Origin of the sequence: Nocardioides sp. LMS-CY, from assembly GCF_018732145.1 — a bacterium.
GTDB lineage: Bacteria > Actinomycetota > Actinomycetes > Propionibacteriales > Nocardioidaceae > Nocardioides > Nocardioides soli.
Genome location: NZ_CP076104.1, coordinates 2266647 through 2279241 on the forward strand (window position 1 = coordinate 2266647; position 12595 = coordinate 2279241).

The window sequence follows — 12595 nt, forward strand, 5'->3', positions numbered from 1 at the left end:
TGGGAGACTGGCGGCATGACCACTTCCCGGAGCCTCGCCGACGCCGACCTCGCCGTCCTCGTGCCGGACTGGCTCGACTGGGCGGCCGCCGCCGAGCAGCTCGGCGTGACGGTCGCCAAGGTCCGCACCATGATCCGCGACCACGAGCTGGCCGCGGCCGTCCCGTCGCCGGGCGCGGGCCAGCAGGTCCCGGCCGACTTCCTCCAGGACGGGCTGCCGGTCAAGGGCCTGCCGGGTCTCCTCACCCTGCTCCACGACGCGGGCTTCGACGACCGCGAGTGCATCGCCTGGGTCTTCACCGACGACGAGCTCCCGGGCCGCCCGATCGACGCGCTGCGCGAGAACCGCGGCTCCGAGGTCAAGCGCCGCGCCCAGGCACTGCTCTAGGCAGCATGGTGGTTGAGCCGGTCTCGGTGGTTGAGGTGCGAAGGCGCGCTAGCGCCTGAGCCTCGAAACCCGGTGAGTGGGAGGGTGGTGGTTTCGAGGCTCCTCGCTGGCGCTCGTCGCACCTCAACCACCGGTGGTCTCGGTGGTTGAGGTGCGAAGGCGTGCTAGCGCCTGAGCCTCGAAACCACCCGGCCAGACCGCCCTCAGACCGCCCGCCGCGTGGCGGAGTCGGCCAGCCCGCGCAGCACCTCGCGGGCGTGGTCGTCGATGTCGGCCCGGTCCAGGGCGCGTACGGCGCGGCCGGCGAGCTCGTCGATGACCGCCTCGACCTGGGCGTGGGCGCCGGAGGCGTCGATGATCCCGCGCAGCCGGGCGACGTCGTCGGGGGAGAGGTCGGTGCCGAGCGAGCGGTCCAGCAGGGTGGCGTCGGCGGGCGGGGCGCCGTCGAGGGCGAGCGCGACCAGCACGGTGCGCTTGCCCTCGATCAGGTCGTCTCCGGCCGGCTTCCCGGTGGTCGCCGGGTCGCCGAAGACGCCGAGCAGGTCGTCGCGGAGCTGGAACGCCTCACCCAGCGGGAGGCCGTACTCCGACAGGGCTCGCATGGTGTCCGAGGTCGCCCCGGCGAGTGCGGCGCCGATGTGCAGCGGCCGCTCGATGGAGTACTTGGCCGACTTGTAGCGCAGCACGGTCATCGCGAGGTCGACGTCGGCGCGGCCGCGGGCCTGCACCGACACGTCGAGGAACTGCCCGGCGATCACCTCGGAGCGGCACCGGTCGAAGACCTCCAGCGCGGGCGCGACCTGGGTGATCGGGAGCCCGCAGCGGCGCAGCAGCTCGTCGGCCCAGCTCAGCAGCAGGTCGCCGAGCAGGATCGCCGCGGCCGCGCCGTACTGGGCGTGGTCGCCCGGCCAGCCCGCCGTACGGTGCTCGGCCTCGAACGCGCGGTGGGTGGCCGGCCGGCCGCGACGGGTGTCGGAGGCGTCCATGAGGTCGTCGTGGACGAGCGCGCTCGCATGCAGCAGCTCCAGTGCCGCGCAGGCGCGCACGAGGGCGTCCTCGTCGGCGGGCTCGGGCGCGACCGCGCGGTGGCCCCAGTAGCAGAAGGACGCGCGGAACCGCTTGCCCCCGCTGATCGAGGTGCGGGCCTCGGCCACGAGCCGGTCGGCGTCGGGTCCCAGCGGGGTCAGCTGCGCGGCACGCTCGTCGACGAACTCGTCGAGTGCCGCCTGGACCCGGGCGCGGAACGCGCCGCTGTCCCACCCGTTCGCCGTCACGCCGAGGAGACTAGCCAGTGGACGCGATGTGGTCGGAGCCGGTCCCCTTCCTAGACTGTTGCGTATGGCGAACCAGCAGCAGCCCGGGATCGGCGACCTCGTCCGGTCCGGGGGGCGATCGTTCTCCTTCGAGTTCTTCCCGCCGCGCGACGCCGCCGGCGTGGAGCAGCTCTGGCAGGCGATCCGCGAGCTGGAGCCCTACCGCCCGACGTTCGTCTCGGTGACGTACGGCGCCGGCGGGTCGACGCGCGACGCGACGGTGCGGGTCACGAGCCGGATCGCGCGGGAGACCTCGATGACGGCGATGGCCCACCTGACCTGTGTCGGGCACACTCGCGCGGAGCTCGAAGGCGTCCTCGACTCGTACTCCGAGGCCGGCATCCGCAACGTCATGGTGCTCCGCGGCGACCCCCAGGAGGGGCCCCGCGCGCCCTGGACGCCGACCGCCGGCGGGCTGACCTACGCCGAGGACCTCGTCGACCTGGTGCGTGCCCGGGGCGACTTCAGCATCGGCGTGGCCGCGTTCCCCGAAGGACACCCCTCGGCTGAGTCGCTCGACCACGACGCCGACGTGCTGGTCGCGAAGGCCCGGGCGGGTGCGGAGTTCGCCGTCACCCAGATGTTCTTCCGCGCCGAGGACTACTTCGCGCTCGTCGACCGGGTCCGGTCGCGCGGTGTGGACCTGCCGATCCTGCCCGGCATCATGCCGATCCTGAACCTCGGCAACATCCGCCGCCAGAGCGAGCTGATCGGCACCGACGTGCCCGGCTCCGTGGTCGAGCGGATCATGGCCCACGACGGCGACCCGGTCGCCATGCGCGCGGCGGGCGTCGCCCTCGCGGCCGAGCTGTGCGAGCAGTTGCTCGACGGCGGCGCGCCCGGCCTGCACTTCTACACGCTGAACCGCTCCAAGGCGACGCGCGAGATCTTCGCGGCGCTCAACATGGCGGTGTAGGACGTCGCCATTTGCGATAGTCCGTCACGTTCTGGTTGCCCACCGGGCCGATCGACGACCAGAACGTGACGGACTATCCCGACGATGCACGCGGCCCGAGCACCCTCAGCCCACCCGGCGGTACCTCAGCAACCGGTGTCGCTGGACGTCGTCGAGTCGACGGCGCTGGTCGACCGTGACGGTGGGGACCCACCGCGCCGGCGCCGCGAGGGTCCATCGGCACGCGTCCCCGGGCTCGTACCGAGCACGGCTGTAGGTCCCGCGCAGTCGCTCGATGAAGGCGGCCGGGTGCGGACGGTCCTCGGCGACCATCGTGACGTACTCGAGGCCGACTCCCCGGAACGCGGACTCCCGGTCGAGATCGCGAGCGCGTCGCTTGCCCACCAGATGCAGCGACCCTTCGTACTCGCCGACGATCCCGGCCACCGGGTCGATCAGGTCCGGGGTGCCGATGTGTCGCCCCGACCGATCGAAGACGGGACGGTTGCAGAGCGGCCGTGGGAAGCCGGCTTCCACGGTCCAGGCCCAGCGCATCTCGACCTCCGTCGGCGACCAGGCGTTCTCGTCTGCGTACGGGATCGCGTCGCGACATCGGGGGATGCCGGTCCAGGATGAGTGCTCATCGGCGTACGCACCCAGCTCCTCGATCGAGACCAGGTCGGCGTACGCGGCCATGTCGAGAGCGATGACCGCTGCGAGCAGGGACGGGGCGTACCTCATCTCGAAGCAGACGGACCGCACGGCCGTGGTCGTCCGCAGTCCGTCGACCACCGTCAGGTCGGCGGGTGCGATCTTCTCCCGGCACACCGCGATGCCCGGTTGGGTCCGGACATGGAGGCCCGCGGTGGCCAGCGTGACGTCGCGAGGAGTCCCGTCGTGGTTGAGCCCGCCGAACCAGCGGTCACCCGCCCAGCGCAGCATCGCCCACCCGGTCACCCCGCCGTACGTCGGCAGGACGGCGGCCGCCTCGACGATCCGCTGCTCGACCGGCTCGTCGTCGATCCGGCTCGGGACGTACAGCCCCCGCGAGCTCCGCCGCCAGTCCCGCCCTCGCGCCTGGGCCTGGGTGGGCCCCGCCAGACCGCGAGCGTCCACCCGCACCGGGGCGACGATCCCCGGTCGGTTCGGGTGGAACGGCGACGGCTCGAACACCGCAGCATCGTGCGCCGCATCCGGCCGTCGCTGCTCCCGTCATCCACAGGCCCGCGAGGTGCGGGGGCGGAGTGGGTCGATTATCGGGATAGTCCGTCACGTTCCGGTTGCCGATCGTCCGGAGTGACGACCAGAACGTGACGGACTATCCCGCCGGTCCCACCTCCGCCGCCACCAGCGCCGCCGACAGTCCCACGTAGGGGAGCCCGGCGCCCGGGGTGGCGTGGGCGCCGGCGGCGTACACGCCGGGGATGGGGGTGCGCGGGCCGAGTCGCCTCCGCGTGGTGCCCCGGCCCTGCCAGAGGACGCCCATCGGCGAGCCGCCCCACTGCTCGACCTGCTCGCGCGGGCTGACATCCACCCGCTCGACGACCTGTGGCCGCAGGTCGATCCGGTGCCGCGCCAGGGCACGCAGGATGTCCTCGGAGAGGCTGCCGCGGCCGTGCACGGTCAGGGCGGCGTGACCCTCCGGGGCGCGCCCGCCGGTGCGGACGACAAGCGTCGGGTCACCGTGCAGCACCAGCTCGTGCGGCAGGTCCGGCGCCTCGCCTGACAGGCCGACGTGCACCACGAAGGGCGGGATCGCGGGCATGGTGCGCTCGACGTACGCCGCCAGCGCCGGCAGTCGTCGCGGGTCGACGGCGCAGACCACGACGTCGGCCTCGACCTCGCCCGCAGGGGTGGCGACCGCGGCGACCCTTCCGTCGCGCACCACCAGGTCGTCGGCCTCGGTGTCGGTCAGGACCTGCACCTTGCGGGTGGCGAGTCGTGCGACCAGCGCGTCGCCGAGCCGCGCCATCCCGCCCTCGACGGTCCAGGCACCGAAGCGCTGCTCGACGTACGCCGTCATGCCGGCCCAGGCCGGCACGTTGCGCAGCTCGTGACCCTCGGCGACGAACGGATGCCCGGCGACCAGCCGGAGCCGCTCGTCGCGGAACGCCTTCCGCAGGCGTCTGGCCAGCATCTCCCGACCGTCGAGCCGGCGGGCGACGTCGCGCGGCAGGTCGGCCGGGTCCCACGGGTTCTCCAGGTAGCCACGGCGCAGCACCTCCCAGTCGTCGGCGTACGACGCGACGTGGTCCACCCACTGCTGACCGAGTCCGCGGCCGAGCCCGTCGAACGCGGCCACCTGCGCCGCCCGGCCGCTCGACAGCCGCACGGACGTGCCGTCCTCGAAGCGGTGCTCCCGCACGAGGTCGAGCGGCACCAGCTCCAGCTCCCGCTCGATCGGCCGCCCGGACTTGCGGAAGAGGTCGCGCACGACGGCGGGGAGCAGGGTGTACGTCGGGCCCGCGTCCCACGCGAAGTCGCCCGCGTGGACCTCCGACAGAGCCCCGCCGGGCCGCGCCGCTCGCTCGATCAGGGTGACGTCGTGGCCGAGCTTGGCGAGCCGCAGCGAGGCGGCGAGACCGCCGAACCCGCCGCCGACGACCGCGACGCGTGCCATCCCCGGCTCAGGCCTCGGCGCCGAGCACGCGGTCGAGCGACTCCTGGTCGCGGCCCACGACGGTCGTGCCGTCGGCCGCGGTGATGATCGGCCGCTGGATCGCCCGGGGGTGCGTCGCCAGCGCCTCGAGCCAGTCCGCCCGGTGCTCGGCGTCGCGGGGCAGGTCGATGCCGGCCTCGCGGGCCTCCTTGGCGCGCGCGATGTCCCAGGGCTCCAGGCCGAGCCGGGCCACGACGTCGGCGAGCTCGGCGGCCGTCGGCGGCTCGTCGAGGTAGCGCCGTACGGTGTAGGCGACGCCGGCCGCGTCGAGCTCGGCCACGGCGGTGCGGCACTTCGAGCAGGCGGGGTTGAGCCAGATCTCCATCAGTCGACCTCGATCTCCGGCGCGCCGGTCATCGCCGCGAGCTCGTCGTAGGTCGTGGAGAACACCGCAGCCGGGTGGCCGGCCGCCGCCCAGACCACCTCGTAGCGCCGCAGCCAGGAGTCGAGGTACGTCGGCACGGGGGCCGGATGCCCGATGGGGGAGACCCCGCCGATGACCTGCCCGGTGTGCTCGCGCACGAAGTCGGGCGAGGCCCGCTTGAGCTTGCTCACCCCGACGCGCGCCGCGGCCGCAACCGTGTCGACGCGATGGGCTCCCGAGGTCAGAATGAGTACGGGCGTCCCGTCGGCGTCGAAGAGCAGGCTGTTGGCGATCGCACCGACCTCACACCCCAGTGCCTCGGCCGCGAGTGCCGCGGTGTGCACCGAATCGGGCAGGATGACGATCTCACCGGTGCCGCCTCGTCGCGCGTGGTCGTCGCGGAACCGGGTGATCGTCGGGTGTTCGGAGTTCATGGTCGAGACCCTAGGGCAGCGTGCTGCGCCGGGGATGGAGGAGGAGCTGGATGAGTCAGGGGCGAGCAACGGCGGTGACGGCCGCGGTCTGGTTGACCGGGGCGCTGGTCGTACTGTCGATGGTCACGGCCGGGCTCTCGATGGTCTTCAAGTCCGAGCTCACCGACGCGTGGGAGGCCGGTCGCCCCGACGCCGGCTCCGTGGAGCCTCCCGACATCGTGCCGGTCATCGTCGTGATGCTCGTGGTGATCGCGCTGATGATGGCGGTCCTGCTCGAGTTCTTCCGGGCCCGGCACGGCTGGGCACGGGTGGCGATCACCGTGACGGTGGCGGCGCTGGCGATCGGCACGCTGGCGACCCTGCGCATCGGACCGCCCGCCCTGTTCGTGGTGCTGTCGATCGTGAGCCTGGTGCTCGACGCGGCGGTGCTGGTCGCGCTGTGGCATCGCGACACCGGCGTCTACCTGCGGGCGGCCGACCGCTCCGGCGACGTCCGCGCCGGATCCTGATCTCGCGCCCTTGACGGGCCGTCGGCACCGGGGTGTAGCGTAGCCATCGGATCGAACATATGTTCGATCCGGGCTCGACGGGGACGACCTCGACCCCGTCCCCGTCGGGCCGGGCCGGGCCTGGCTCAGCATGCCCGGTCGCACCGACAGTGGGTCGCCGGTCCTGGGTCGAGGAGATGAGGTGCTCGATGAACCCGTACGCCCTGCCCGCCACCACGCACTCCTATCTCGCCCGCGCGGCGGAGTCGCTGAGCGAGGCGGTGGCGGCCACGGACGCCCCGACGCGCTACGCCTGCGCCCACGTCGCGGCGCTCCGCTCGGCGGCGGCGCTGTTGGCGGCCCGGGCCCGGCCATCGGCACGCCGCGGTCGCCGACCACAGAAGAACGCGTGGGTGCTGCTCGCCGAGGTCGCTCCCGAGCTCGGCGAGTGGGCGACCTTCTTCGCGGCCGGTGCGTCCAAGCGGGCCGCCGCCGAGGCCGGCTCGACACGGGCGGTCGCCGCGCGGGAGGCCGACGACCTGGTGCGCGACGCCGACCGGTTCCTCGCCGTGGTCGAGCGGTCCCTGGGGTTGGTGCCACACGCCCCGCTCGCCGCGGGGGAGGTGATGCGCGCCGGGTGATGCACGCCGGGTGACGCGCCGGGTCTCGCGCGTCACCGGCCTCGCGCCACTAGTGTCGGAGGCATGAACGAGAGCGCGCGGCCCACCGAGCCCCCGAGCGAGCGACGGACCGCCGCCAGGAGCTCGGTGGTCTGGGACGCTGTCCGGCCGTACGTCGAGGCCGGCGGCGACGTGCTCGACATCGGCGGCGGCACCGGCGGGTTCGCGGTCCGGGTCGCCGGCCTCGGCGCCCGGGTGACCGTGGTCGACCCGAGCCCCGATGCGCTCGCGGCGCTGAGCCGACGGGCCCGCGAGCTCGACGTCGAGGTCGCGGCGCAGCAGGGCGACCTGGCGACGCTGCTGGACGCCGTGGGGCCGCAGAGTGCCGATGTCGTGCTGTGCCACGGTGTCCTCGAGGTCGTCGACGATCCGGTCGCCGCGCTGGCGACCCTGCGTCAGGTGCTCCGCCCGGGCGGGACGCTGAGCCTGCTCGTCGCCCAGCGACACGCGGCCGTGGTGGCCCGGGCGATGGCCGGCCACTTCACACAGGCGCTGACGCTGCTCGATGCCCCGGTGGGGGCGCGAGACGGCCGCGCCGGCCACCGCTTCACGGCGGCCGAGGCCACCGAGCTGCTGGAACGGTCCGGCTTCGCGGTCGGCGCGGTCCACGGTGTCCGCGTCTTCGCCGACCTGGTCCCCGGCTCGCTGCTCGACCTCGAGGCTGGGGCGACCGCCGCCCTGGTCGAGCTGGAGCGCGCGGTCTCGGAGCGACCCGAGTACCTCCCGCTGGCGGCCCAGCTGCACCTTCTGGCGCGCTGACCCGCTGACGGCCGGATGCCCGTGCGGGGGCGGATCGCAGCCGCCCGTGACCGCGTCCGGAACGCCCCGACGCCGTCCTGGGCACCGTGCCGACCAGGCGTCGGCCACGATTCGGTGACGAAATTCGGCGACCCGCCTACCGGGATCAGCAGCCGCTGCCTAGACTTGCAGTTGCCGGAGTCGTTGTGTCCGGCGATGACCATGTGGGAGGTACGGTGCCACTCTCGGAAGAGGAGCTCCGACTGCTCGAGCAGATGGAGCGGGCCCTCGTCGAGGAGGACCCCAAGCTGGCGTCGACGCTGCGCGGCACGGCCTTCCGCCGCACGGCCCGTCGCCGCGCGATCATCGCAGGTGTCTGCTTCGCGATCGGTGTCGCTGTCTTGATGACCGGCGCCGTCGCCCGGATCACAGTTCTCGGCATCGCGGGCTTCGTGGTGATGCTCGGCTCGGCCACCGTGGCCCTGGCCGCCATGCGTGGTCATCATGCGGCCCCGGCGGCGGCCGACCCGCGCGCCGCACACCCCAGCCGCGGCTTCACCGTCATCGACGGCGGTCGCCGTACCAAGCGCAACCGCGGCTCCAACGGCGGCTCCTTCATGGAGCGCATGGAGGAGCGCTGGCGCCGGCGCCGCGAGCACGGCGGCTTCTGACTCGCGCCACCCAGCACCACCAGCACCACCAGCACCACGACCCGGTCGACCACGGCCGGGTCGTTCCACGTTCGGAGCACGTCCCACGCGCAGCCGGATGAGGGATACCCAGTGACGATGTGGTTGCTCCGGAGCGCTCGGAACAACCACATCGTCACTGGGTATCCCTCATGGCGACCTCCCCGTCGGCCACCCGGCCGGCAGCGGCGGCGGGATAGTCCGTCACGTTCTGGTCGTCATGAGCGTGGATCGACAACCGGAACGTGACGGACTATCCGCAAAGTCCGATCCGACGCCGACCGGGTGCGGGGCCGGTCAGCTCATGTTGTCGACGACCCCGCCGTAGCGGGCCTCGAGGGGCGGGGCGGTGGAGCTGGTACGGCGGCGCAGGGTGAGCACGGAGCGGGGCCACCAGGTGGCGCGGCGCCGGGCGGCCCGGGTGGCGCCGCCGGCGAGCGCGGCGACGCACGCCTCGCCGTCGCTGCGGAGCCGCACCGGGTCGGTGGTGGCGCCGGCGCGGGAGTAGCGGGCCAGCTCGAGGGTGAGCACCAGCCGGTCCAGGGCGGCGACCGCCGCGGGGGCGACGGCCGGTCCGTGTGCCGGGCGTTCGGGGGAGTCGGGCCCGGCGGGCGCGCCGAGGTGCTCGACCAGCACGTTGCGGGTACGCCGCGGCGAGTGGCCGGGCGGCCACGGGACGCCGAGGTCGAGCGCGGTGTCGTGGAGCTCGTCCCAGACCGCCTCGATCGCGCCCGAGGCGAGCCGGCGCTCGCGACGCCGAGAGCGCACCAGCCGGGGGAGCAGCAGTCCGCCGACGAGGAGCGCGACCGCGGCGAGCCCGCCGAGCGTCGGCCCCCACGCGATCGTCGACCCGGTGTCGCCGGAGTCGCCGGCGTCCGCCGCGGCGGACTCGGTGTCCTGGGGACGGTTGGTCGGCGCGACCGCCGAGGACCTCGCCGACGGCGAGATCGACGCGGTCGGGCCGTCGTCGGGCGTGCCGGGCACGGTGTACGACGGGACGTCCTCGGCCCGGCCGGCCGGGGTGGGCTCGAAGCGCACCCAGCCGGCGCCGTCGAAGAACAGCTCGGGCCAGGCGTGCATGTCGTCGGAGCTGTAGACCCACGTGTCCGGGCCGTCCGCCGACGGGTTCAGGAAGCCGATCGCGACCCGGGCGGGGATGCCGAGGTCGCGAGCCATCACCGCCATCGCCGAGGCGAACTGCTCGCAGTAGCCGATCCGGCCGCCCGGGGCGTCGGTCAGGAACTCCACCAGCGCATCGGTGCCGTTGCCGTCGGCGCGGTCGAGGGAGTAGCTGAACTCGGTGCGGAACCAGTTCTGGAGCGCGACCGCCTTCTCGTACTGCGTGGTCGCGCCGTCGGTCACCTGCACCGCGAGGTCGTGGACGATCGGCGGCATGTCCTCGGGCAGGTCGGTGAAGATGTCGTCCACCTTGCCGGTGGGCGTGCCCGCCTGCTCCAGCCGCGCCGAGGTGAGGTTGAGGTCGACCGAGGTCATGGTGTAGTCGAGCGAGGCCGTCGACAGGTCCTGGTCGCCGGCGATGAAGTCCATGGTGCGCTGGTCGTAGCGCCAGTCACCCGGGGCGTCGACGAGACTGACCGGCGGCTGCGTCGGCAGCCAGCGCGAGTCGAACGTCGGCAGCACGCTCACCTGGTAGGGATAGTCCTGCCGGGAGAGCTCCGCGGCGACGCCCTGCGGCGGCGGCATCTGGCCGTCGGCGAGGTGGTCGGCCGGCACCTCCCGGTTGCCGGGGCTCCACTCCGCGTCGGAGAAGCGGGTGAGGGCGAGGATCCGCAGGTACGACGGGTCCGGGTCGTTGGTCGTCACCCGGATCAGCGGGATGTCGTCGCCGCGCTTGAGGTCGCGCACCAGGTCGGCCGTGGGGTTGGCCACCTTGATGTCGTCGCCGCCGCCCGAGCCCGGGCCGAAGTCGAACATGTGCAGCCCGGTCGCCGGGATCAGCACCGGCACCATGACGGCGATCGCGGTCGCGGCGCCACCGACCAGGCTCGCGGTGCTGCGGACGGTGGTCGCGCCGGCGCCGAACGAGATGGGATCGCCGGTCTCGCGGTCCTCGCCGAGCGGACGGCCCCAGCGCGCGACCTGGTCGCTCTCCTGGAGGAAGAGCATCGTGAGGTAGCCGATCGCGGTGATGGCGAAGACCCACCAGGCGATGCCCTGGTCGATCATCCCGACCGGGATGCTGAAGATCGCGAGCAGCGGCAGGCCGGCCAGCGGCACCCGCCGCAGCGTGCACGCCAGCATGTCGACGAGCAGCAGGCACGCCAGCCCACCGAGGACCAGCAGGACGTCGACCGGGGGCGCGCCCAGCGGCACCGGCGCGCGGTACTGCCGGGAGGTGTCGAGCGCGTCGCCGATCATCGTGGTCAGCTCGGTCCAGGCACCGCCGACCGGCAGCGGGGAGCCGACCAGCATCAGGCAGCTCAGCATCGCGCCGACGACCACCTGGAACGCCACGACGGCGGCGCCCGGCCAGCGCCACCAGCGCGCCGCGACCCCGACACCGGCGATCACCAGGGCCAGCAGCAGCAGCGGGTTGAGGAAGTCGCCCGGGCGGACGGTGAGGTCGCGCCAGGCGTTCATCGCCAGCCAGGTGGTGCCCGCCGTCGTGGCGGCGAAGATGACGTTGGCGCCGAGCCGGCCCCGGGGCCGGGTGCTCATGACCCGACCTGCTGGTGTGCGCCGCGCGCGGTCTGCGCGCTGGTGTGGCCGAGCTCCTGCCAGATCGCGTCGAGCCGGTCGCGGGGTCGCAGCGCCACCGCGCGCCAGCCCTGCTGGGCGAGCACCCGGGTCGCGCCGTCGTCGGGGGCGGCCCCGATCCAGGCGTCCACGTCGACGGCGACGGCCAGCGCCGAGCCGGCGTGGTGCTGCATCCGGCGCAGCACCGGCAGGTCCGCCGCGTCCACGCCGCCGAACACCGCGACGGTCAGCCCGCCGTGGGCGCCCTCGGCCAGCCACCCGGTCTCCAGCCGCGGCTGCTGCACCGGCGCCACGACCGCGAGCGCCTCGAGCAGCGGACCGGTGTTCAGGTCGGCGCCGCGCACGTGCCAGGCGCTGCCCGGCTCCTCACCGGTCGCGGTCACCAGGCGTACGGCGAAGCCGCGGTGGGTCAGGTGCAGGGCGACCGAGGCCGCGACCGAGACCGCCGCCTCGAGCGAGGACGCGATGCCCTGGCCGCGGTGCGCGGTCACCCGGTTGTCGAGGAAGAGCGTCGCCCGCGACTGCCAGGGCTGCTCCTCGCGGCGCACCATGAGCTGCCCGACGCGCGCCGAGCTGCGCCAGTGCACGCGGCGCAGGTCGTCGCCGCGGCGGTACTCGCGCACGGTCACGTCCTCCGCGCTGCCGATCGCGAACGCCCGCGGCCGGTTGTCGCCCGAGCCGGTCCAGGCGCCGCCGAGCGGGATCTGCGGCAGCGGCACGGTCCGCGGCGTGACGATCAGCGGCACCGTAGTGCGGAAGGTGCGGCCCAGCTCGACCAATCCGAAGGGGTCGCTGACCCGCACCGACATCGGGCCGATCTCGAACCGGCCGCGCACGTCGGAGCGCACCTGGTAGCTCACCGAGTGCCGCCAGCCCTGGCTGATGCCCTCGAGCACGAAGCGCGGCCGGGTGCCGAGCACGTAGGGCACCTGGTCCTCCAGCAGGAGTACGCCGTTGGGCGCGAGCCCGTCGTTCGCGAGGGTGAGCGTCACCCGGGCCGGCTGCCCGGCGGCCACCAGCTGCGGGGTGACGTTGCGCACCAGCGTGAGCCGGTAGCGGTTGCGCGCGAGCACCAGGACCGTGATCAGCGTCAGCGCCAGCAGCAGCACGCCCACGCGGGCGAGCGTCGTCTGGTCGAGGATGATCGAGCAGACGACCGCGGTGACGCCGGCGGCGAGGAAGGCCCGTCCGCGGACGCTCAGGCCGGCCAGTGCCTCTCTCATGAGCCTG

13 protein-coding genes are annotated in these 12595 nt (G+C 73.8%); 6 read left to right on the forward strand and 7 right to left on the reverse strand.

Annotated elements, in window-relative coordinates; translation table 11 throughout:
* Nucleotides 1-15 precede the first annotated feature (15 nt).
* Nucleotides 16-387: an Rv2175c family DNA-binding protein gene (locus tag KM427_RS10980; protein ID WP_215527203.1), complete on the forward strand. Its 372-nt coding sequence runs from the start codon at nucleotides 16-18 to the stop codon at nucleotides 385-387.
* A gap of 203 nt (nucleotides 388-590) precedes the next feature.
* Here KM427_RS10980 and KM427_RS10985 read toward each other — a convergent pair whose 3' ends face one another.
* Complete coding sequence (locus KM427_RS10985) at nucleotides 591-1661, reverse strand: polyprenyl synthetase family protein (protein ID WP_183590395.1); 1071 nt, start codon at nucleotides 1659-1661, stop codon at nucleotides 591-593.
* 64 nt (nucleotides 1662-1725) lie between these two features.
* On the opposite strand from KM427_RS10985, the gene metF reads away from it, so the two are divergent.
* On the forward strand, nucleotides 1726-2616 hold the full coding sequence (metF, locus tag KM427_RS10990) for a methylenetetrahydrofolate reductase [NAD(P)H] (protein ID WP_183590394.1): 891 nt from the start codon (nucleotides 1726-1728) through the stop codon (nucleotides 2614-2616).
* Nucleotides 2617-2721: 105 nt separating this feature from the next.
* Here the strand turns inward: metF and KM427_RS10995 are convergent, their stop codons facing one another.
* From KM427_RS10995 to KM427_RS11010, 4 genes are all read right to left on the reverse strand, one after another.
* Nucleotides 2722-3768, reverse strand: a complete 1047-nt coding sequence (locus tag KM427_RS10995) for a hypothetical protein (RefSeq protein WP_215527204.1) — start codon at nucleotides 3766-3768, stop codon at nucleotides 2722-2724.
* A 145-nt stretch (nucleotides 3769-3913) separates the two neighbouring features.
* Nucleotides 3914-5215 (reverse strand): phytoene desaturase family protein, encoded by a 1302-nt coding sequence (locus tag KM427_RS11000; RefSeq protein WP_215527205.1) that lies wholly within the window; start codon nucleotides 5213-5215, stop codon nucleotides 3914-3916.
* 7 nt (nucleotides 5216-5222) lie between these two features.
* Nucleotides 5223-5579: an ArsC/Spx/MgsR family protein gene (locus KM427_RS11005; protein WP_215527206.1), complete on the reverse strand. Its 357-nt coding sequence runs from the start codon at nucleotides 5577-5579 to the stop codon at nucleotides 5223-5225.
* Nucleotides 5579-6052 (reverse strand): YbaK/EbsC family protein, encoded by a 474-nt coding sequence (locus KM427_RS11010; RefSeq protein WP_183590390.1) that lies wholly within the window; start codon nucleotides 6050-6052, stop codon nucleotides 5579-5581. Before KM427_RS11010 ends, KM427_RS11005 begins: the two co-directional genes overlap by 1 nt.
* Nucleotides 6053-6102: 50 nt before the next feature.
* Here KM427_RS11010 and KM427_RS11015 point away from each other — a divergent pair, with 50 nt between their 5' ends.
* The 4 genes from KM427_RS11015 (at nucleotide 6103) to KM427_RS11030 (ending at nucleotide 8629) form a co-directional block, all read left to right on the forward strand.
* On the forward strand, nucleotides 6103-6561 hold the full coding sequence (locus KM427_RS11015; RefSeq protein WP_183590389.1) for a hypothetical protein: 459 nt from the start codon (nucleotides 6103-6105) through the stop codon (nucleotides 6559-6561).
* 188 nt (nucleotides 6562-6749) lie between these two features.
* Nucleotides 6750-7181 carry an SAV_6107 family HEPN domain-containing protein gene (locus tag KM427_RS11020; RefSeq protein ID WP_215527207.1) on the forward strand — a complete coding sequence of 144 codons (432 nt, stop codon included), beginning with the start codon at nucleotides 6750-6752 and terminating at the stop codon, nucleotides 7179-7181.
* 63 nt (nucleotides 7182-7244) lie between these two features.
* Nucleotides 7245-7979 (forward strand): methyltransferase, encoded by a 735-nt coding sequence (locus KM427_RS11025; protein ID WP_183590387.1) that lies wholly within the window; start codon nucleotides 7245-7247, stop codon nucleotides 7977-7979.
* A gap of 215 nt (nucleotides 7980-8194) precedes the next feature.
* Nucleotides 8195-8629, forward strand: coding sequence for an SCO2097 family morphological protein (locus KM427_RS11030; protein WP_183590386.1), 435 nt, complete (start codon nucleotides 8195-8197; stop codon nucleotides 8627-8629).
* Nucleotides 8630-8944: 315 nt separating this feature from the next.
* Here the strand turns inward: KM427_RS11030 and KM427_RS25705 are convergent, their stop codons facing one another.
* Entirely contained in the window at nucleotides 8945-11326 is a 2382-nt protein-coding gene (locus KM427_RS25705; protein ID WP_215527208.1) for a transglutaminase TgpA family protein, read from the reverse strand.
* The gene (locus KM427_RS11040) at nucleotides 11323-12588 is read right to left on the reverse strand and encodes a DUF58 domain-containing protein (RefSeq protein WP_215527209.1); all 1266 of its coding nucleotides are present in this window, start codon (nucleotides 12586-12588) and stop codon (nucleotides 11323-11325) included. The genes KM427_RS25705 and KM427_RS11040 overlap by 4 nt, the downstream gene beginning before the upstream one ends.
* Between the last annotated feature and the right edge of the window lie 7 nt (nucleotides 12589-12595).